This window comes from Streptomyces sp. NBC_00876, from assembly GCF_045207435.1.
GTDB lineage: Bacteria > Actinomycetota > Actinomycetes > Streptomycetales > Streptomycetaceae > Streptomyces.
Window position 1 is genome coordinate 6,764,249 of the sequence record NZ_CP108800.1, and the last position, 21,452, is coordinate 6,785,700.

Genomic DNA, 21,452 nt, shown 5'->3' on the forward strand with positions numbered 1-21,452 from the left:
GAGATACGTCGCCCCCGGGAGCTGTCCATGCGCGTCGCAGTATTCCTGCTACTTGTGCCCGTAGCGGCACTGTTGTCGACGGTGTGGCTGCCGTTCGTCAACACCCCGCATGTCTGGCTCGGCATGCCGTCGATCCTGACCTGGAGCGTGGGGTGGGTGGTGGCCCTCACTCCCGCGCTCGGCTACGTCGAGTACCAGCGCGGCCGCGTCGAGCGCCGGCGCGAGCACCTCCGGAATGGAGGCGGCCGATGAGCGCCACGCTGATCGTGTCCGTCGTGGGCATGCTGCTGATCGCAGCGCTCGGCGTGCTCGGCCGCCGCAAGCCCGCGGCCAGCCTGGAGGAGTGGACGGTCGGCGGGCGCCGGTTCGGTGCGGTCACCACGTGGTTCCTCCAGGCCGGCGAGGTGTACACCACCTTCACCTTCCTCGGGCTGGCCGGGCTCGCGTACGCGTCGGGCGTCGGGGTCGTGTACGCGCTGCCCTACCTCCCGCTGGCCTACGTCGGCCTGTACGTGATCGCGCCGCTCGTCTGGCGCATCGGCAGGGACCGCGGCTACCTCACCCAGGGCGACTTCTTCGCCGACCGCTACGGCAGCCGGGCCCTCGGCACGCTCACCGCGGTGCTCGGCGTCCTGTTCCTGCTGCCCTACCTCCAGCTCCAGATCACCGGCCTGGGCCTGGTCGTCGAACTGGCCACCGGCAACAGCGGATCCGGCACCGCGAGCATGATCGCCGCGTCGGTCCTCATCACCGGCTTCGTCCTGTGGTCGGGCATCGGCGGGGTGGCACGGGCGGCGTACCTCAAGGACGCGCTCATGGTGCTCGTCCTGGTCGTGCTGGTGGTCGCCGTTCCCGCGCACTTCGCGGGCGGCATCGGCGACGTCAGCCGTCAGCTCGCCGACACGCAGGCGGTCAAACTCGCCATCCACGACGGGCCGTTCGACCGCACCTGGTTCTTCACCAGCATGGTGACGAGCCTGCTGAGCGTCATGTTTATGACCATGCCGCAGAGCTGGCCCGCGGTGCTGTCCGCCAAGGACGAGAAGGCACTTCGGCACAACAGCATCTGGATCCCGTTCTACAGCGCGAGCCAGGCCATCCCGATGCTGGTCGGCTTCACCGGCATCCTCGTCGCCGGCGCGGCTTCCGCCGGCCCGAACGGCGTGCTCCTGTACCTCACGAACGGCGCGATGCCCGACTGGCTGGTCGGTGTCGTCGTCACCGCCGCCGCGGCGTGCGCGATGGTGCCGTCCGCGGCGATCGTCCTCGGCATGTCGTCGCTGGTCGCCCGGAACGTCGTCCGTACGCGCACCGAGCGGTCGGGACTGCTGGTGAACCACACGACGGTGATCGGCGCGGTCACGCTGGCGCTGGTGCTGGGCATCCAGCGGCCGGACGCGCTGGCGAACCTGCTGCTCCTCACCTACGCCGGGCTGGCGCAGCTGGCGCCGGGCCTGCTGTACGCGCTGAAGGGGGACCGTCCGTTCGCCCGTGCGTGGTCCGTGGCGGCCGGGATCATCGCGGGGGAGGCGGTCGTGATCTGGCTGACCTTCGGCAACGACGGCCACGCGGTCGACGCCGGGAACGTGAACGCGGGCCTCATCGGAATCGGGGCCAACCTCGCCGTCGGAATGCTCGTCGAGGCGGTGTTCCGGCTGACGGGCTCCCCGCGCCCCGAGGCCTCGGCGACGCTGCGCCCGGTGAAGGCGCCGTCGGTATGAGCGCGGCAGAGGAACCAACCACCGAAACGACCGACGACGGGCGAGGCAACCACATGAACACGGGCAACACGTCCACCGAGGGATCCTGCTCCGGACAGCAGCGGGTGCGGATATTCAGGGCGCGGCGGATCATCACGCTCGCCCGGCCCGGCGGAGGCCCGGAAGCCGGGACGGAGGCGTTCGCGACCCTCGGGGACCGCATCGTGGCCGCGGGGGGCTGGGACGAGCTGCGCTCCCGCTTCCCGGACGCCGAACGGACCGATCTCGGCGACGCCGTGGTGGTACCCGGCTTCAACGACGCGCACTGCCACCCCGCAGGGCTGGCCGACACCCGTCTGCGGGTCTCCCTGACCGCGAGCGCCATGGCAGCGGCCGGCGGTTCGCACGGCCTGCTGACGGATCGCGCGCGGGCCACCGCTCCCGGCGGCTGGGTCATCGCCGAGGGCTACGACCCGGCGGCCGACCCGCAGGGCAGGCTCACCCGCGCCGCTCTGGACGCGGTCTCCCGCGAACACCCCGTCATCGCCGTGCACTTCTCGTGCCACATGGCCGTCGGGAACAGCCGGGCGCTCGAACTCGCCGGGTACCACGACACCGACGCCGACCCGTCCGGCGGCACGCTCGGGCGCGACACCGACGGCCGGCTCGACGGCTGGATGTTCGAAGGAGCCTGGTTCGACCAGTGGTACCGCCCCAGCGGGGTCCCCGAGCTGCTCGGCGAGTTCACCCTCGACGAACTGGTCCCCTCGTTCGCCGAGGTGTGCCGCGACTTCCACGCGACGGGCATCACCTCCTGGTGCGACGCCCTGGTCTCGCCCCGCGAGCTGAAGCTCTACCAGGAGGCGGCGGGGCGCGGCGTCCTCACCGCGCGCGTGGGCATGCTGGTGTGGCACCGCTACTTCGAGGACCTGGCGCGGGTCGGCCTGCGTTCCGGCTTCGGCGACGCACACCTGCGCCTGGTCGGCGTCAAGATGATGATCGACGGGGCGCTCGCGGGCGGCACGTGCCTGTGCCGTCTGCCGTACCCCAGCCAGACGGGCGCCGACAACGGCATCCAGGTCATGACGGACGAGGAGTTCGCCGCGACGGTACGCGCCGTCCACAGCGCGGGCAGCCGCGTGGCGGTGCACGCGAACGGCGACCTGGCGGTGGGCAAGGTGCTCGACGCCATCGAGGCGGCCCGTGCCGAGTATCCGGCGTACGCCGGGACCAACCACCGCATCGAGCACTGCAGCCTCGTCGACGACGACCTGGTCACCCGGATCGCCGCCGCCGGCGTGACTCCCGTACCGTTCGGGGCCTTCCTGCACGAGCACGGCAGCAAGCTGCGCGGCTACTACGGGGACGAACGCGCCGCGTCGGCGTGCGCCCACCGGAAGTTCCTGGACGCGGGCATCAGCGTCGGCGGATCCTCGGACCACCCTGCCGGACCGCTCCCGCCGCTGCTGGCGATCCGCACGATGGTCACGCGCACCACCGGCGACGGCGAAGTCCTCGGCCCGGAGCAGCGGGTGACCGCACGCGAGGCCCTGGAGGTCTACACGACCGGCTCGGCGCACGCCACCGGGGAAGCACACCTCAAGGGCCGCCTCGCCCCCGGCCTGCTCGCCGACTTCACCGTCCTCGGCGACGACCTCCTGGCCGTCGCCCCCGAACGCATCGCGGACATCCCCGTCCTCTCGACCTGGGTGGGTGCCCGACGCGTATGGCAGGTCTAGCTGGTTCTTCACCCTCGCGCGCTGTCCGCGGGCGCACGGCACGTCCTCGCGGAGATCCTCGCGGATCGGGGGCGCGGCGCGCAGCACATCCGGTCACTCCCGGGCGCGCCCGCCCGCCTCGCCCCGGCCGGAATGCGATCGTGGAGCAGCGGGTTCGCACCATCGACAGCACGTGAGCGGTAACAGCACTGAGAGCGGATGGCCTTCACATGGGTGAGCTGATCCTGATCCGGCACGGCGAGACCGAGTGGTCCCGCAACGGACAGCACACGAGCCACACCGATCTGCCCCTGACGCCCCTGGGCGAACGCCAGGCCCGCGCCCTCGCGCCGCTGCTCGCCGACCGGGACATCGCCCTCACCCTGGTCAGCCCGTCGGTACGGGCCCGGCGCACCGCCGAACTCGCCGGACTCGCCGCGCCCCGCATCACCCCCGAGCTGCGCGAGTGGGACTACGGCGGCTACGAGGGCATCACCACTGAGGAGATCCACCGCACCCGCCCCGGCTGGAACCTCTGGACCGACGGCGTCACGGCCGGCCCCGACGCCCACCCCGGCGAGACACCGGCAGGGGTCGGCGAACGGGCCGACCGGGTGCTGGCCGAGGTCGGGGAAGCCGCTGAACGGGCCGGCGACGAGGACATCGCCCTCGTCGCCCACTCCCACTTCCTGCGCGTCCTGACCGCCCGCTACCTCGGTCTGACCCCGGCCGAGGGCACGCTGTTCCAGCTCGCCACGGGCGCCGTGTCCCGGCTCGGCAGGGAGCACGGCCAGCCGGTCATCACGGCCTGGAACGTGACCCTGCCGGAGAGCCTGTTCCCCACCGCCGTACCGGAGACCTCGCAGCTCTGAAGGGGCCGTGAAGGCCGTGGCCGCCGGACCTCAGCCCGCGTCGGCGAGCTCTTCCTCCTCGTACAGACCCGCCAGTTCGTCGATGGACTCCTGGGCGACGGCGGCCGCGAACCGCGGACACGTCCAGGACTCCGCGCTGAGGGACTCCTCGGCCGCCGGGAACTCCTCCGGTGCCCAGAAGTGCGCCATGCCGTCGCGGAAGCCCCCGCGCCGCAGCGGCGGGTGCTCGTCCTCGTGCAGGCACTCGGCAGGCAGGGGAGCCGCGGCGACGGCACGCATGGTGGCCAGGACGCCCCGGACGACGGAGAGGGGCGGACTCGGGTACGAGATCTTCATCGTCTGATGGGCCACGAGCAGCAGCACGGTGCGATCCCGCTCGTCGGCGGACTGCCCGTGACGACGGGCCGCCCACAGACCCAGATCGTCGGCGTACTCCTCGTTCCAGCTCTTGTAGTCCGTCCGCTCCACGAGCTTCCCGATGTCCAGCCGGCCGTCCGCACGCAGGTACTCGGCGTCGGCGTGCGAGGTGTCCCGCTCTCCGAAGAGCTCGTCGCGCCGCTTGCGCAGCACAGCCAGTGTTTCGTCCGCGACCTCCGCCATGAGGACCGGACACACCACCGCGTCGAGCGGGGCGTTCCGGCCCGACGCGATGCGGTCGCGTTCGTAGATCTCCCGTCCGCCGGCACTGCTCAGCATGATGCCGAGCTCCGCGGCGTTCGGCGCGCTGCCCGGCAGGGACGGGTGCCCGTCGTGGGCGCAGTCGCGGTCGGTGAAGTGGGGCAGCACCTCCTCCACCGCCCGTACCAGGTGGTCGAGTACGGACTTCGCACGCACCATGCCGGAGACCGCGTACCAGGTCACGGCCCTGACCACCATCAGACGCCCGGCGCGGTCCGCCGGGGCCGCGCCGGACAGCTCCGACGCCTGGCTGCTGATCTCGTCGTTGATGTCGGTCCACGGCTTCGGGTACCCGTGCAGCAGGGCCGACAGCGTACTGATGCTGTCCTTCGCCTCCAACGGCAGACGGGGCGGTATGTCCGTGGCCGATCCGGGGTGGACGATGTCCAGAGCGATCCGCGCGAATCCGGCCGCGTTGCGGGGGCAACGCCACTCGTCCCGAGGACGCTCCTCGTTCCAGTCCGCCGTCTCGTCCGCGAGTGCCGGAAGCAGCCCGGCGAGGTCCTCGTCCGCCTCGTCGTCGTGGCTCTCGTAGGGATGCGAGCTGTGTGGGCAACTGCGGTCCCGCAGAGCCCTGTCAGCCGCCTCCAGCGCCGTCACAGCCTGCTGTGCGACGCCTGCAGCCGGCAGCCAGGTGAGGTAGGGGGCCATCATGGCCAGCCCGATCGCCCACGCATAGGCCGAATCGCCACCGGGGTCGGCGGCGAGATCGGCGGCGCAGTCGAGCACCGTCCGGTCGTAGGAGCTGTTGTTGGATGTGTCGTAGTTCTCGCGTATGTCGTCCCAGATCTCGCTGAGTTCGTCGAGCATCATGTCGTCCATGTCCGTCACGATCCTCATGACGCGCGACGGGCTCCGGGGAGTTCCCGTCAGAGCGAGCCGTCCCTGAGGGCCGCGACGAAGGGGGCCCAGTGGGTCGTCGCGAAGGTGACCGCCGGTCCCTCGGGGCCCGTCTTGCTGTCGCGTACGGGGACGATGCCGGGGAGGTTGTCGGCGATCTCGACGCACTCGCCGCCGTCGCCATTGCTGTACGACGACGTGCGCCAGGCAGCGGTGGTCAGGTCAGGTGTGGTGCTCATGGCGTCGCGAACTCCTTCGCCGCCGAGACGATCCGTTGCAGGGACGCCTCCGGCGACAGCGCGGCGGCCCTGGCCAGATCGTATGCGGCGCTGTACTGCTCCACCAGCATGGGTTCTTCCACGAGTTGGCCGCTGTAGGCGCTCTCCGTGTACACCACGGCGGGAGCGTCGGCGAACTGCATCAGCGTCATCGAGGCATGCAGGAAGGGATGCGCTCCGGCGGAGAACGGGAGCACCTGCGCGACGACGCGCGGGCGGGAGTCTGTCTGCTCGGCCAGGTGGGTGAGCTGCTCGGCCATCACGGCGTTTCCTCCTACAGGCAGGAGCAGCGCCGCCTCGTGAATTACCACCCAGAGGACGGGTGCGGTGGGCGAGTCGAGGAGACTCGTGCGCTCCATGCGCGTACGGACGTGTCCCTCTACAACTTCCGTGGTGGCGAAGGGATGTGCTGCCCGGGTGAGGGCCCGCGCGTACGACTCGGTCTGCAGGATTCCGAGCACGAGCATCGACGTGTAGCTCCCGATGAACGACGCCTGCAACTGCAGTTCGGCGGCATCGGCGAAGTACCCCGCCACCTTCGACTTCCGCGCCAGCCGGCACAGCCGCTGAAGATGCTCGCCACTCCCCAGCAACTCGTCCAGCGCACGGGACAGTTCGAGCTGGGGGCGCCGCTCCGCCGCTTCGAAGAGCCCGATGTACGTCCCCGAGCAGAACACCCGGGAGCCCAGTTCGCCCTGCGACATCCCCGCCGCCTCCCGCAGGCGGCGCAACTCGGCGCCGTAGAAGGCGCGGGGATCGGTGTACGGGTCCAGATCCTTCGGATGAGGCATGAGCGGAATGTAGCGGCCATGCGCCGCGCGGGACGACCGAACAGCCCGGACCCACCCCCACGGGTGACCGAGGGAAAACGGAACCGAGGCGTTTACAGTCCCGCACCGGACCGCTAGCCTCCCCGAGCAGTGGGAGCGCTCCCAAGCACGGCAAGGCACGGCAAGGCAAGGCACGGCAAGGCACGGCAAGGCACCCCACAGCACGACCCGAACGTTGTTCCGCCAAGCCCCCCGGACGACAGCAGCGAAGGGACGTACCTCGTGATCCACCGATCGAGCCGCCGATTACCGAGCGGAGGCCGGCTCCTGGCCGGCGCCCGCAGCAGAGCCCTCTTCCTCACCCTGCTCGCCCTGCTCACGGCCATCCCCGCCCTCGGGCTGGTCCTCGTCACCTCCGGTGGCCGGGCCGAGGCCCACGGCACACCGATGAAGCCCGCCAGCCGCACCTTCCTGTGCTGGCAGGACGGGCTGACCGACACGGGAGAGATCAAGCCGGTCAACCCTGCCTGCCGGGCCGCAGCGCAGCAGAGCGGGACCACCCCGTTCTACAACTGGTTCTCCGTGCTCCGCTCCGACGGTGCCGGCCGCACCCGCGGCTTCGTCCCCGACGGCGAGCTGTGCAGTGGCGGGAACCCCAACTTCACCGGCTTCAACACCCCCAGCGGCGACTGGCCGCTGACCCATCTGACCTCGGGTGCGACCGTCGACTTCACCTACAACGCCTGGGCGGCGCACCCCGGTTCGTTCTACGTCTACATCACCAAGGACGGCTACGATCCGACACAGCCGCTGACCTGGGACGACATGGAGGAGAGCCCCTTCCTCACCGTCGACCACCCCCCGCTGAACGGGACTCCGGGGACGGTCGAGGCCAACTACGCCTGGTCCGGGGCGCTTCCGTCGGGCAAGGACGGCCGCAACATCATCTACATGGTGTGGCAGCGCTCCGACAGCCAGGAGACGTTCTACTCCTGCTCCGACGTGGTCTTCGACGGGGGCAACGGCGAGGTGACCGGGGTCAAGGACGGATCGACGACCACCCCGACCGAGCCTCCGCCAGGTGCGTGCACCGCCACCGTGAGCACGACCGGCAGCTGGAGCGGCGGCTATCAGTCGCAGGTGACCGTCACCAACTCCGGCGACGTGCCCATGCTGGGCTGGATGGTGGACTGGACGCAGCCCGCAGGGCAGAGCGTCGCCAGTCTCTGGAACGGAGCGATGACGGCGCAGGGGCAGGACGTGATGGTTCACAACGTGGACTGGAACGGTTCGCTGGACCCCGGTGAATCGACCTCCTTCGGGTACGTCAGCGAGGGCGGCGCACCGGACCCCGGCCTCGAACTCGGCTGCCGGGTGGGCTGAACAGCCCGTACGGGCGCGGGAAGTACCGAGGCCGTGGGCCGCCCGGGAACACCGGGCGGCCCACGGCCGCAGGGCGTGCGGACCTCAGCCGAGGCTGTCGGTCATCGCGTTGAGCAGCGTGCCCGAAGCGTCGTCGTTCTCCAGGGAGAAGGCGAACATCCCGGCCAGGCCCTTGCTCTTGGCGTAGGCGGCGCGCGCCTTGATGGCCTGGGGCGTGTCACCGGTCCAGAAGTTGGTTCCGTCGTAGATCCAGGAGCTCTCGGTGACCGGGTCCCAGTGGGTCTGGGCGGCGGTGGGCTGGAGTTCCTTCCAGGCCGCGAGCCCGGATTCCTGGCTCAGCGGCTTGGCGGCGGTGGGGCCGGTGGCGCTCTGGTAGAGCCCGAAGTTCGGGCCGGCCGGCACGCCGGTCCAGCCGCGCCAGTAGAAGGGGACGCCGAGCACCAGCTTGGAGGCGGGGAAGCCGCCGGCGATGCCGTACTCCGGGAGCCCGTCGGTGTAGGCGGTGACCGCCGTGTCGAGGTTGTACTTGGCGGTGCCGGGCTGCACCGGGGTGGCCGGGTCGGCGGGGCTGTCGTGCAGCGGGTCCTGGTGGTTGGTGGGCCCGGTGGCGTCCCAGGCGCCGTGCATGTCGTAGGTCATCACGTCGGCGTAGTCCAGGTAGTCGCCGATCTTGTCGGTCTCCAGGAACGCGATCTTGTCCTGGCCGCTGGGAAGGGCGGCGGTGAGCAGGAACCGCTTGCCGAGCGTGGCACCGTACGCGTCGAGCTGGGTGCGGAACTCCTTGAGCAGCAGGGTGAAGTTGGCCTTGTCCGCCGGCGAGTAGTGGTTTCCGGTGTGGCCTCCGGCCGATCCCGGGTACTCCCAGTCGATGTCGATGCCGTCGAAGATGCCCGCGGCCGACGCGGCGCCGCCGGACGGGTCACCCGAGATGTTCTTCGGGAGGTTGCCCTTCATGAACATGTCGATGCAGGAGGAGACGTACGCCGCGCGGGACGCGGGGGTGGCCGCGGCGTCGGAGAAGTACTTGGAGTAGGTCCAGCCGCCCAGCGACACGGTCAGCCGCAGGTTCGGGTACTTCGCCTTCAGTGCGCGCAGCTGGTTGAAGTTGCCCTTCAGCGGCTGCTCGTAGACATCGGCGGTGCCGTCGACGCTGTCCGCGGCGGAGACGTCCGCCTGGTAGTCGGCGTACGCGTCACCGGCACCGTCGCCCGCGTTCGGGTTGTCCTCGTTGCCGGCGTCGGAGGCCTTGATCGCCTCGAAGCACTTGTGCGTCGTGGGGTGGACGTTCTCGAACGCGTAGGTGACCACGTCGAGTCCGGCCGCGGCGCCGCTGGTTCCGATCTGCTTCGGGTAGTACGCGTTCTCGTAGATGCCCCACTGGTCGAAGTAGGCGGAGGAGTAGGGCTTCTTCGCGGGCGCCGCCCCGGTGGTCACGGTGAGCGGCTCGGACTGGGCCGAGGCGTGAGTGCCGCTGTATCCCTGCACGGTGAAGGTGTAGGCGTGGTTCGGCAGCAGCGAACTCACCGCGACGGTCGTCCCCATGGAGGTGGCCACGAGCTGTCCCTGCGCCCATACCTTGTACGACGCCACGCTGCCGTCCTGCGAAGTGACCGTGGAAGGTTTCCACTTCAGCACGGCCGCGTTGCCGGTGACCTCGGCCGAGGCGAATCCGGTGGGGGTGCTGACCTTGCCGTCACCCGCGGGCCCGTTCGGGGGCGTGGTCGGCGGAGGGGTGGTGGGCGGTGTGGTCGGAGGGGTGGTGGGCGGTGTCGTGGGCGGCGTGGTGGGGCCGCCGGTGGGGCCGGTCAGGCTCAGGTCGTCCGCGCGGTAGGTGCCCTGCCCGTACCAGCCGTGGGTGAAGACGGTCACCGACGTCGTGTTCGCGCCGGTCTTGAACGTCGTGGACAGTTGCTTCCACGAAGGGGCGGAGGGCTCCCAGGTGTTGGCGTTGACCCCGGTGCCGGTGGCGCCGAGGTAGACGTACGAGCCCTGGACCCAGCCGGCCAGGGTGTAGGACGTGTTCGGCTGTACGGCCACGGTCTGGCTGCACTGTCCGGTGTCGGACGCGGTGGCGGTGCCGGCCAGTGCGCCCGTGCCGCTGTGCGCGGTCGTGGAGACCGATGAACCGGTCGTACAGGTCCATCCGTCCAGGGAGCCGGCCTCGAATCCGGCGTTGGTGAGCAGTTCGACGTCCGCTGCGGAGGCGTGACCCGGGACGGCCGCGAGGGCGGCCCCCGAGGCGACGAGTACGGCGGCGACCGCCAGGGCTCCGTTGCGTCTTGCTCGTGCTGCCGGGCCGCGGACCTTCGTGACCCCTGAGCCGACTGGGCTTGCGGGCATTGGTTCTACCTCCGTGGGGGTGCGGGGAGACGGTGCGACCGATATCTCCCCGCATGGCGGCGCGGTCGCCGTGACGGCGCTGCGACGTCGGTGGAGCGGCGGGCCGGATCTCGGAAGCTTTAGGTGTTCATGCCAGGTGGTGCACACCCGTGAGATTGGACTGGACCAATGCGCCGGGTCAAGGGTGCGCACGGATTTGGGAGAAACTTGGTGTAGACCAATTGTGGGGTAACCGGGGCCCGGCAGCACGCAGTCGGGGGCGGGACCGCCCGCGTGTGCGGGGGTCCCGCCCCCGACGGGAGCGGACGTACGGCTCATCCGGTCAGGAGATCAGCTCCACCTCGGCGAGCGTGGACTCACCGCTGAGCACCAGCCGGTAGTGCGCGTACGAGGCGGGGGCGTTCACCGTGAAGGCCCTCGTCTGCTTGTTCCAGGCGAACGACTGGCCGGACCGCCTGTCGAGGTCCTTCCACGTCGTGCCGTCCGACGATCCCTGAAGGACCCAGCCGCTCGGGGCCTTGGCCGCTTCGCCCGACGTCAGCGTGTACTGGACCGCGTTCGTCGCCGAGGGGACCGGCAGCTCCACCGTGGTGGCCGTGGCCGAGGTGGCGGAGGTGTTGTCGAACAGCGCGCCCTCGCCCTTCAGCACGTCCTTCCTCGGCGACGGCACCTTGTCGTCCTTGGTGATCGAGACCGGGGCGGCGTCCTTGCCGGTGCCCCAGGCCGACGGCTTCGAGCCCATGTCGAACTCCAGCACCCCGCCCTTGGCGAGCAGGTCGTGCGGCAGCGAGGTGGAGGTCCACTTCTTGCCGTTGACCTTCAGGCCCTGGACGTAGATGTTCTTCGCACTGTTCTTCGGTGCCTTGACGACCAGGTCGCGGCCGTTCTCCAGGTGCACGGTCGTCTTGGTGAACAGCGGGGAGCCGATCGCGTACTCGCCACTGCCCATGACCAGCGGGTAGAAGCCGAGCGAGGAGAAGAGGAACCAGGCCGACTGCTCGCCGTTGTCCTCGTCGCCGTGGTAGCCCTGGCCGATCTCGCTGCCCGTGTACAGACGGCCGAGGACCTCGCGGACCTTCTCCTGCGTCTTGTACGGCTGCGACGCCGCGTCGTACATGTACGTGACGTGGTGCGCGACCTGGTTGCTGTGGCCGTACTGGCCCATCCGTACGTCACGGGCCTCCGTCATCTCGTGGATGACGCCGCCGTACGAACCGACGAACTCCGGGCCCGCCGTCTCGGGGGTGGAGAAGTACGTGTCCAGCTTCTCGGCCAGACCGTCCCGGCCGCCGTACAGGTTGGCGAGGCCCTTGCTGTCCTGCGGGGCGGTGAAGGCGTAGCCCCAGCCGTTGGTCTCCGTGTAGTCGTAGCCCCAGACGCGGGGGTCGTACCGGTCGGAGGGGAGGCGCCAGTCGCCCTTGGCGTCCTTGCCCTGGAAGAAGCCGGCCTTGTCGTCGAACAGCTCGACGTAGTTACGGGCCCGGTTGAGGAAGTACTCGGACTCGTCCTTGTAGTGCTGCTTGTGCGTCTTCTTGTAGAGCGCCTGGCCCATCTGCGCGATGCCGTAGTCGTTGAGGTAGCCCTCCAGCGACCAGGACAGGCCCTCGTGGGTCGAGGTGTTGGCGTACCCGGCGAACGGGGACGTCTCCATGCCCTTGCGGCCGACGCCCGAGGACGGCGGGACCACGGTGGCGTTCTTCAGGGCCGCGTCGTACGCCGCCTCCGCGTCGAACTTCACGCCCTTCACGTACGCGTCGGCGAACGCGACGTCCGAGGAGGTGCCCGTCATCAGGTCCGAGTAGCCGGGGGAGGACCAGCGGGAGATCCAGCCGCCGTCCTTGTACTGCTGGACGAAGCCGTCCACCATCTCGCCGGCCTTCTTCGGCGTGAGGAAGGAGTACGCCGGCCAGGTCGTCCGGTAGGTGTCCCAGAAGCCGTTGTTGACGTACACCCTGCCGTCGACGATCTTCGCGCCGGTGTGCGTCGCGGTGTCCGAGCCGACCTGCGGGGAGAACGGCGAGGCGTACTTGTCCTTGCCGCCGACCTTCTCGAAGCCCGAGTTCGGGTAGAGGTAGAGCCGGTACATGCTGGAGTACAGCGTGGTCAGCTGGTCGGCGGACGCGCCCTCGACCTCGATCTTGCCCAGCAGGTCGTCCCAGGCGTCCTGCGCCTTGCCCTCGACCCGGTCGAAGGAGCGCGAGGCGGGGATCTCGGCGGCCAGGTTCTGCTTCGCCTGGTCGATGCTGATCAGTGAGGTGGCGAGGCGCAGGTTGACGGTGCGGTCCTTGCCCGCGTCGAAGCGCAGGTAGCCGGTCACGTCGTCACCGCCGCCGCCGGAGAGCTTGCCGCTGCCGGTGACGGGCGCGTCGAAGACGCCGTACACGAAGAGCCGGGTCGCGCCGGTCGAGCCGCCGCTCTTCACGTCGGAGAAGCCGGTGAAGGAGCTCGTCCCCGGGTCGAGGGTCAGACCGCCGTCGTTGGAGACGTTGTCGAAGACCATGCTCGCGTCGTCACCGGGGTAGGTGAACCGCATCCGCGCCGCGTGGTCGGTCGGCGTCATCTCGGCCTTGAGGCCGTTCTCGAACGTCACCCCGTAGTAGTGGGGCCTCGCCGTCTCGTTCTCGTGCCTGAACGGCAGCGCGCGCGACGTCCGCGAGGCGTCCGGGGTGCCGGAGACCGCCGACGGCATCAGCTGGAAGGTCTGCCGGTCGCCCATCCAGGGGCTCGGCTCATGACTGGCGCTGAAGGCCTGAAGGGTGGGCAGGTTGTCGTCGTTGTTGCCGCGCGCGTAGTCGTACAGCCAGCTGGTCGATCCGGCGTTGGTGACCGGGGTCCAGAAATTGAAGCCGTTGGGGACCGCGGTGGCGGGGAAGTTGTTGCCCCGGGAGAAGCCGCCGCTGGAGTTCGTGCCGCGGACGGTCGAGGCGTAGTCCGAGAGGTGCGCCTTGCGCTTCTCGGGCGCCTTAGGGGCGATCCTGACGTCGTCGATCCAGCCCTGGAACTTCGACGGGCCCTTGGGGGAGTCGTACGCGACGAGGATCCGGTCCACGGTCTTGCCCGCCGCGACCGAGCCGATCCGCGCGTCGACCTTGTTCCACTGGTTGACGTACAGCCGCTTGGCGTCGGCCTGGCCAGCGGGGGTCAGCAGACCGCCGTTGGAGTCGGTGGCGCGCAGGTCGCTGAGGTAGGTGCCGTCGGTGAACGCCAGGTCCACCGCGATGTGCGTGGCCGGGTAGGACAGATCCGTCTCGCCCATCTGGGGGTAGACCAGGTAGGAAAGTTCGGTGTCCCGGGTGACGGCCGTGTTGACGTCGAAGATCTTGTTGTACGAGTAGGCGCGCCCGTCCGCCTTGTGCGTACCCGCGTACCGCAGCGCCTTCTTCCCGGTGAAGCCCGCGCCCGCCTTGGCGGTGGGGGAGCCGGACGGACCGCGGTCGATCTGGCTGTGCATGTCGTCGGGGGCGGGGGCGGAGGTGTCCCCGTCGGAGAACTGGACGTCGGCGAGCTGGGTCGCGTCGTCGGCGCCGTTGTTCTTCGTGATGTCCAGGCGGAAGTGCTGGTAGGCCTTGTCCGCCGTGAAGTCGTACGACTTCGTCTGGAAGCGCTCGGTGAACGTCTGGCCGGTCCGGGAGTCCAGATCCGTCCAGTTCCTGCCGTCCTCGGAGCCCTGGAGGGTCCAGTCCTTCGGGTCGCGCTCGTCGTGGTCGTCGGCCGAAGTCAGCGCGTACGTAACGACCTTGACCGGCTCGACGAGATCGAACTCGGCCCAGGCGGTGGGTTCGAAGGACAGCCACTTCGTACCGGATTCGCCGTCGACGAGGTTTTCCTTCACCTCGCCGCCGCCGGTGTTCTCGTCGCTCGCGCGGACCTCGGTGACCTTGTCGGTCACATTGCCCGGTATTCCGGCGGAGAAGCCGCCGTCGATACCCGATGCCCGCTTCTTTCCGTCAGTGCCTTCTTCGACGGTATTGCGCCAGTCCGGCTGCTTTTCGTCTGCCTCGAAGGATGAGCTGAAAGTCCTTTCACCCGTGGGCTTCTGGCTCTTCCCGCCCTGCGCGGCGGCCGCGGTCGGGGCGGTCACGAGCAGGACCAGTGAGGCCGCGATGATCGCGGCCGAGCTGCTTTGTCTCTTGCGAGAACCGTGTCGGGGCTGCATGCCGAGCCATTCCTCCCGAGGAAGTGCGCTGGACAACGTTGTCAGAGGATGCGCAGGAACTAGTAGGGAGGGAAGTGGCTGGTGGTGTCAAGGGTGTTGGGCGGGAGTCCGCAGTCGAATCGACCGGATTGCGGGAATCGTTACATCCGGAGGAGGCCGTGCGGTGCCGAGGTATCCGCGAGGTCTCAACTCGGGAAAGACTGCCGTTCAAACCTGCATTCGATCTTGCTCAGTTGGATGCAAGTGGACTATACCTGTCGGCATCTGCACAGGAGTTTTACGACTGTGCGGCAGGGGGACACGGGGGAGGGCATCCGGACGCCGCTACGGCATCCGCTGTCCGGTCCCCTTCGCCCCCCACTGCAATGGCTAGCCTGAAATCTGTACCACCCAAGCGCAACTGACCGCGGTGGCGGGGCCCTTCGCCTGAGGCGAATATCGACGGGCGACCGGTACACACCGCCTGAGTCCTGGAGAAGGCGAGGACTTGAGCATGGGATCCACCTCCGCCCACAAGAATGAGGGCCTTGGCCGTCGCGACGTGATCAAGCGGTCTGCCGCACTCGGTCTGATCACTGTTCCGACGATGAGCTTCCTGTCGGCCTGTGCGAGTAGCGACAGCAGCGACGAATCGGTCAAGAAGGGCAAGACCAGCGCGAAGAACCCGCTGGGCGTCAATGAGACGGCCGGTCTCGACGTCGTCATCTTCGACGGCGGCTTCGGTCAGCAGTACGCGATCGACGCCGAGAAGCAGTACACCACTGCGTTCCCGAAGGCCAAGGTCAAGCACACCGCGACCCAGAAGATCCAGTCGCAGCTCCAGCCGCGCTTCAACGGTGGCACCCCGCCGGACCTGATCGACAACTCGGGCGCCGAGCAGATGGACATGGGTGTCCTCGTCGGCAAGAAGCAGCTGCTCGACCTGACGCCGCTGATGGACGCCCCGTCCATCGACGACCCGAGCAAGAAGGTCCGCGACACCCTGCGCCCGGGTGTGCTGGAGATGGGCCAGTTCGACGGCGACCCGGTCTGGGTCATGTACTACGCGTACACCGTCTACGGCGTCTGGTACTCGCAGACCGCGCTGGACAACCTGGACGCGCAGTACCCGGAGAACTGGGACGACATGCTCGCCCTCTGCGAGAAGGCGAAGAAGAAGGGCATCGCCGGCTGGACGTACGCCGGTAAGTACCCGTACTACCTGCCGTTCTCGCTCTACCCGTTCATCGCCAAGATCGGTGGCCGGGAGGTTCTCGACAAGATCGACAACCTGGAGCCGAACGCCTGGAAGGACCCCGCGGTCAAGGCGGCGTTCGAGGCGTACTACGAGCTGTACAAGAAGGGGTACATCCTCAAGGGCACCCCGGGCCTGACCCACATCCAGTCGCAGACCGAGTGGACCAAGGGCAAGGCGCTCTTCATCCCGAACGGCTCGTGGGTGGAGAACGAGGCGGCACCGACCACGCCGAAGGACTTCAAGATGATGGTCGGCGCGCCGTCCAGCCTTGACTCGTCCGACAAGCTGCCGTTCGGTACCGTCTGGGCCGCGGGCGGCGAGCCCTTCATCGTCCCGGCCAAGGCGAAGAACAAGGAGGGCGGGATGGAGCAGCTGCGCATCATGCTCTCCGAGGCGGCCTCGAAGAACTTCACCAAGCAGGTCAAGTCGCTGAGCGCCTTCAACGGCGGTACCGACGGTCTGACCCTCTCCACGGCCATGCAGGCCGGTGTCGACGTGCTGAAGAAGGCCGGCGACAACGTGGTGAACCCGCGTCTGCAGGACTGGTACGCCAAGCTCCAGAAGGAGCAGATCGGTACGGCGGGCATCGGCGAGATGATGGCGGGCCGCCTGACTCCGGCCGAGGCCATCAAGAAGATCCAGGCCTACGCGGACGCCGCGGCCAAGGACCAGTCCATCAAGCACTACAAGCACCAGTGAGTAACCGTCACCAGCGGCGGCACCCGCGGAAAGATCGGGGTCGGTAAGAGATGCAGCACGGTAAGTACCGGTTCATTGTGGGCTTCCTGGTAGTCCCCTTGGCGCTGTACGCGGTCTTCGTCATGTGGCCGTTCGTCCAGGCCATCTACTACTCGTTCACGGACTGGACCGGTCTGAGCCCGGACTTCAAGATGGTCGGCTTCGACAACTACACCAGGATGCTGAAGGACGACATCTTCTGGAAGTCGCTGCAGCACAGCGTGCTGCTCGTGCTGCTGCTGCCGCTGGTGACGCTGGGCCTCGCGCTCTTCTTCGCCTTCATGCTCAATGTCGGCGGCCGGCGGCGTAAGAACGCCGCGGTCGCCGGCGTGCGGGGCTCGGGGTTCTACAAGATCGCCTATTTCTTCCCGCAGGTCCTCTCGATCGTCATCGTCGCCCTGCTCTTCCAGTTCGCGTTCAACCCGCGCAGCGGAATGCTGAATTCGGGACTCAAGGGAATCGGGCTGGACTCCATCCAGCCCGACTGGCTGGGCGATCCCAATCTGGCGCTCATCTGCGTCATGATGGTTCTGGTCTGGTCGACGGTCGGATTCTTCGTCGTCCTCTTCTCCGCCGGAATGGCGTCCATTCCGAAGGACTTCTACGAGGCCGCGCTCCTGGACGGGGCCAGCCGCGTCACGACGTTCTTCAAGATCACCCTGCCGCTGCTCTGGGACACCGTGCAGTCGGGGTGGGTCTACATGGGCATCCTGGCGCTCGGGGTCGAGGCGTTCACGGCCGTACAGGTCATGACCGTGGGACCCGGTGGCCCCGACTACTCGACCTCGGTCCTGCCGCTGTACGTCTACCAGACGGCCTTCCGCGACGGTCAGGCCGGATACGCGACGACGATCGGTGTCGGACTGCTCATCATCACCCTGGCGTTCGCCGCCATCGTGATGCGACTGGGCCGGCGCGAGCGGCTGGAGTTCTGATGCTGCGCTTCCCGGGACGCGGTGCCCGGATCCCCAGCAGGCAAGACAGCCCGGTCCCGGCGGCCGGCTCGACAGTACGAGGTGAGCACACGTGAAGGCCACTGAAACTCCTCCCGTGGTCACGGTGACGGAACCGGCCCCCGTGTCCAAGGCGCCCGCCCCGGACGTCAAGGAGAAGAGCAGCGAGGGCAAGGTCCTCAACGTCTTCTCCCACGGTGTGCTGATCATCTGGGCCGTCCTGGTGGTCATGCCGCTGCTCTGGGCGATCATGGCCTCCTTCAAGACCGACGACTCGATCCTGTCGACGCCGTGGGCGCTGCCGGACAAGCTTCACTTCGAGAACTGGTCGCGCGCCTGGGGTCAGGCGCACATGAGTGATTACTTCTTCAACACCATCGTGGTGGTGGGAGGTTCGCTCATCGGCACGCTGCTGCTCGGTTCGATGGCGGCGTACGTACTGGCGCGGTTCGACTTCCCGGGCAACCGCTTCATCTACTACCTGTTCATCGGCGGGATGAGCTTCCCGATCATCCTGGCGCTGGTCCCGCTGTTCTTCGTGATGAACAACATGGGCATGCTGAACACGCGGCACGGACTGATCCTGGTCTACATCGCGTACTCGCTGCCGTTCACCGTCTTCTTCCTCACCTCGTTCTTCCGGACGCTGCCCAGCTCCGTGGCCGAGGCGGCGATGCTCGACGGGGCCTCGCACACCCGGACGTTCTTCCAGGTGATGCTGCCCATGGCGAAGCCCGGTCTGATCAGCGTCGGTATCTTCAACTTCCTCGGCCAGTGGAACCAGTACCTGCTGCCGACGGTGCTGAACACCGATCCCAAGTACCGGGTGCTCTCCCAGGGTCTGGTCGAACTGGCCAACGGCCAGGGCTACAAGGGCGACTGGTCCGGTCTCTTCGCCGGTCTGGTGATGGCGATGCTGCCGGTCCTCGCGGCCTACATCATCTTCCAGCGCCAGGTCGTCGCAGGTCTCACCGCGGGAGCGGTGAAGTAGTAAGGCCTTTCCGCTCCATCCGCGTCACCGAACCGCCCGCCGGCAGTCATGCCGGCGGGCGGTTCGTCTGTGTACGGGGGAGTTCGCCGACCCCTTCGTGCGTGGGTCCGGTGCTCATCGGAGGCTTCGACTGCTCAAGGTCTTGACGGGGAGTACCCCAAAACGCTCAGCTTAGAGTTCACATGTTGGAGAAACTGGCAGGAGTGAGTGAGTCGATGGAGACTCCCGGGTCGCAGACATCTCTGCATCGCGCCAACCTTGAGCGGGTCGTGCGCGCCGTACGTATGGCGGGTTCGCTCACCCAGGCGGAGATCGCCAGGAGCACGGGCCTTTCCGCGGCGACGGTCTCCAATATCGTTCGTGAACTGAAGGAGGGCGGCACGGTCGAGGTGACCCCCACCTCGGCAGGCGGCCGCCGGGCCCGCAGCGTCTCGCTCAGCGGGGACGCGGGCGTCGTCATCGGCGTCGATTTCGGGCATACGCACCTGCGGGTGGCGGTCGGCAACCTGGCCCACCAGGTGCTCGCCGAGGAGTCCGAGCCGCTGGACGTGGACGCCTCGTCGGCCGAGGGCTTCGGACGGGCGGAACAGCTGGTCAACCGGCTGATCGAGACCACCGGGATCAGCCCCGGCAAGGTCATCGGGGTGGGGCTCGGTGTTCCCGGCCCGATCGACGTCGAGTCCGGCACGCTGGGCTCCACGTCGATCCTGCCGGGCTGGACGGGCATCAACCCCAGCGAGGAACTCGCCGGACGCCTCGGGGTGCCGGTGTACGTCGACAACGACGCCAACCTCGGGGCGCTTGGCGAGCTGGTGTGGGGCAGCGGCCGCGGGGTCCGGGACCTCGCGTACATCAAGGTCGCCAGCGGCGTCGGTGCCGGTCTGGTGATCGACGGGCACATCTACCGGGGGCCGGGCGGCACGGCCGGCGAGATCGGCCACATCACCCTGGACGAAGCGGGCCCCGTCTGCCGCTGCGGCAACCGCGGATGCCTGGAGACCTTCACGGCCGCGCGGTACGTACTGCCCCTGCTCCAGCCCAGCCACGGGCCCGATCTCACCATGGAGCGGGTGGTCCAGCTGGCCCGCGAGGGCGACCCCGGCTGCCGCCGGGTGATCGGGGACGTCGGGCGGCACATCGGCAGCGGGGTGGCCAACCTCTGCAACCTGCTCAACCCCAGCCGCGTGGTGCTCGGCGGCTCGCTCGCGGAGGCCGGCGAACTGGTCCTCGGGCCCATCCGCGACTCCGTGTCGCGCTACGCCATCCCCAGCGCCGCACGGCAGCTCTCGGTGCTCCCCGGTGCCCTCGGAGGACGGGCGGAGGTGCTGGGCGCCCTCGCGCTCGTCCTGAGCGAGATGGGGGATTCGACCCTTTTGGAGAGCACCCTGCCCACAGCGGCGCCTGCCTTCACTTAGATAACGAATGGCACCGTTGTCATCTCGTTAAGAATTTACTCCTTGACGCCACGCCTGCGGCCGAGTTGACTCCAACCCACCTCGGCCGCAACGTTGCGGCCTCGTCAGGGAGGCACACCCGCAATGAACGCAATGACGCGACGCATCGTCATAGGCACGGCCGCAGTTTCGATGGCCGTCTCCCTCGCCGCTTGTGGCAAGGCGGGCGACGACAAGGACAGCGGCAGCGGTGGTGACAGCAAGACCATCGGTCTGCTGCTGCCGGAGAACAAGACCACGCGTTACGAGACCTTCGACCGCCCGATGATCGAGGCGAAGATCAAGGCGCTCTGCTCCGACTGCGACGTCAAGTACAACAACGCCGCCGGTGACACCGAGACCCAGAAGAAGCAGTTCGACGCGCTGGTCACCCAGGGCGTCAAGGTCATCGTCCTGGACACGGTCGACTACAAGGCCGCGAAGTCCTGGGTCCAGCAGGCCGACAAGAAGGGCGTCAAGGTCGTCGCGTACGACCGGCTCGCCGAGGGACCGATCTCCGCGTACATCTCGTACGACAACGAGAAGATCGGCCGCCTCCAGGGCGAGGCCCTCGTCAAGGCGCTGGGTGACAAGGCCAAGAGCAGCAATGTCGTCATGATCAACGGCTCGCCGCTCGACCCCAACGCCCCCTTCTTCAAGAAGGGCGCGCACAGCGTCCTGGACACCCAGGTCAAGAAGGTCGTCTACGAGCAGGACATCCCGGACTGGTCGCCTGAAGAGGCGAACAAGAAGATGGGTGCCGCCATCGACTCCCTGGGCAAGGACGGCTTCCAGGGCGTCTACTCCGCCAACGACGGCATGGCCGGTGGCATCATCACCGCCCTCAAGAAGCAGGGTGTGAAGGTTCCGGTCGGCGGCCAGGACTCCGAGCTCGCCGGTCTGCAGCGCATCATCGCGGGCGACCAGTCCTTCTCGATCTACAAGCAGATCAAGCCGCAGGCGGACACCACCGCCGAGATCGCGGTCAAGCTGCTCAAGGGCGAGAAGATCGACTCGCTGACCAACACCAAGGTCGACAGCCTCTCGGGCGAGTTCAAGGCCACCCCGTCGCGTCTGTACGACGCCACGGTCGTGACCAAGGACAACATCGCCTCCACGATCGTCGCGGACAAGGTCTACAAGGCCTCCGACATCTGCACCGCCGAGTTCAAGGCGGCCTGCGACGCCGCCGGCATCAAGTAACTCCGGCGACGGGCCCCCACGGGCCCTTGAGCCAGTCCGGCGCCCGCCCCGTCAACGCCCCGCAAGCGGGGGCGGGGCCGGACTCTTCTTCCCAGGTCGGGTCGTCGGACCGCCGCCGCCCCGGGCCCCCCGGCCACCGGGCGACGACGGCGGCCCGACGAC

Annotated in this window: 15 protein-coding genes; 10 read left to right on the plus strand and 5 right to left on the minus strand. The window is 68.5% G+C overall.

What is annotated here, in order from left to right; genetic code table 11:
- Nucleotides 1-27: 27 nt before the first annotated feature.
- From OG782_RS29670 to OG782_RS29685, 4 genes are all read left to right on the plus strand, one after another.
- On the plus strand, nucleotides 28-252 hold the full coding sequence (locus OG782_RS29670; RefSeq protein ID WP_406456132.1) for a hypothetical protein: 225 nt from the start codon (nucleotides 28-30) through the stop codon (nucleotides 250-252).
- A complete protein-coding gene (locus tag OG782_RS29675) occupies nucleotides 249-1,721 on the plus strand; it encodes a sodium:solute symporter (RefSeq protein WP_406456134.1) in 1,473 nt (490 codons plus the stop codon). The genes OG782_RS29670 and OG782_RS29675 overlap by 4 nt, the downstream gene beginning before the upstream one ends.
- On the plus strand, nucleotides 1,718-3,439 hold the full coding sequence (locus tag OG782_RS29680; RefSeq protein ID WP_406456136.1) for an amidohydrolase: 1,722 nt from the start codon (nucleotides 1,718-1,720) through the stop codon (nucleotides 3,437-3,439). Before OG782_RS29675 ends, OG782_RS29680 begins: the two co-directional genes overlap by 4 nt.
- Nucleotides 3,440-3,648: 209 nt before the next feature.
- Nucleotides 3,649-4,290: a histidine phosphatase family protein gene (locus OG782_RS29685; protein WP_406456138.1), complete on the plus strand. Its 642-nt coding sequence runs from the start codon at nucleotides 3,649-3,651 to the stop codon at nucleotides 4,288-4,290.
- Nucleotides 4,291-4,320: 30 nt separating this feature from the next.
- Here OG782_RS29685 and OG782_RS29690 read toward each other — a convergent pair whose 3' ends face one another.
- The 3 genes from OG782_RS29690 to OG782_RS29700 are packed head-to-tail and all read right to left on the minus strand — an operon-like array spanning nucleotide 4,321 to nucleotide 6,877.
- The gene (locus OG782_RS29690) at nucleotides 4,321-5,808 is read right to left on the minus strand and encodes a hypothetical protein (protein WP_406456140.1); all 1,488 of its coding nucleotides are present in this window, start codon (nucleotides 5,806-5,808) and stop codon (nucleotides 4,321-4,323) included.
- 29 nt (nucleotides 5,809-5,837) lie between these two features.
- Nucleotides 5,838-6,047: a DUF397 domain-containing protein gene (locus OG782_RS29695; protein ID WP_406456142.1), complete on the minus strand. Its 210-nt coding sequence runs from the start codon at nucleotides 6,045-6,047 to the stop codon at nucleotides 5,838-5,840.
- Nucleotides 6,044-6,877, minus strand: coding sequence for a Scr1 family TA system antitoxin-like transcriptional regulator (locus OG782_RS29700; RefSeq protein WP_406456144.1), 834 nt, complete (start codon nucleotides 6,875-6,877; stop codon nucleotides 6,044-6,046). The genes OG782_RS29695 and OG782_RS29700 overlap by 4 nt, the downstream gene beginning before the upstream one ends.
- A 261-nt stretch (nucleotides 6,878-7,138) precedes the next feature.
- Between OG782_RS29700 and OG782_RS29705 the strand changes: the two genes are divergently transcribed.
- Nucleotides 7,139-8,239, plus strand: coding sequence for a lytic polysaccharide monooxygenase (locus tag OG782_RS29705; RefSeq protein WP_406456146.1), 1,101 nt, complete (start codon nucleotides 7,139-7,141; stop codon nucleotides 8,237-8,239).
- An 84-nt stretch (nucleotides 8,240-8,323) separates the two neighbouring features.
- On the opposite strand, the gene OG782_RS29710 is transcribed toward OG782_RS29705, so the two are convergent.
- Entirely contained in the window at nucleotides 8,324-10,579 is a 2,256-nt protein-coding gene (locus OG782_RS29710; protein ID WP_406456148.1) for a glycosyl hydrolase family 18 protein, read from the minus strand.
- Nucleotides 10,580-10,901: 322 nt separating this feature from the next.
- Nucleotides 10,902-14,735, minus strand: a complete 3,834-nt coding sequence (locus OG782_RS29715; protein ID WP_406456150.1) for a GH92 family glycosyl hydrolase — start codon at nucleotides 14,733-14,735, stop codon at nucleotides 10,902-10,904.
- A 493-nt stretch (nucleotides 14,736-15,228) separates the two neighbouring features.
- Here OG782_RS29715 and ngcE point away from each other — a divergent pair, with 493 nt between their 5' ends.
- From ngcE to OG782_RS29740, 5 genes are all read left to right on the plus strand, one after another.
- Nucleotides 15,229-16,671: an N-acetylglucosamine/diacetylchitobiose ABC transporter substrate-binding protein gene (gene ngcE, locus OG782_RS29720; protein ID WP_406456153.1), complete on the plus strand. Its 1,443-nt coding sequence runs from the start codon at nucleotides 15,229-15,231 to the stop codon at nucleotides 16,669-16,671.
- A gap of 50 nt (nucleotides 16,672-16,721) precedes the next feature.
- Nucleotides 16,722-17,645, plus strand: a complete 924-nt coding sequence (locus OG782_RS29725; RefSeq protein ID WP_406456155.1) for a carbohydrate ABC transporter permease — start codon at nucleotides 16,722-16,724, stop codon at nucleotides 17,643-17,645.
- A gap of 91 nt (nucleotides 17,646-17,736) precedes the next feature.
- Nucleotides 17,737-18,654 (plus strand): carbohydrate ABC transporter permease, encoded by a 918-nt coding sequence (locus tag OG782_RS29730; RefSeq protein ID WP_406456157.1) that lies wholly within the window; start codon nucleotides 17,737-17,739, stop codon nucleotides 18,652-18,654.
- 215 nt (nucleotides 18,655-18,869) lie between these two features.
- Nucleotides 18,870-20,069, plus strand: coding sequence for an ROK family protein (locus OG782_RS29735; RefSeq protein ID WP_406456159.1), 1,200 nt, complete (start codon nucleotides 18,870-18,872; stop codon nucleotides 20,067-20,069).
- Nucleotides 20,070-20,192: 123 nt separating this feature from the next.
- A complete protein-coding gene (locus OG782_RS29740; RefSeq protein ID WP_406456161.1) occupies nucleotides 20,193-21,290 on the plus strand; it encodes a substrate-binding domain-containing protein in 1,098 nt (365 codons plus the stop codon).
- Nucleotides 21,291-21,452: the final 162 nt, after the last annotated feature.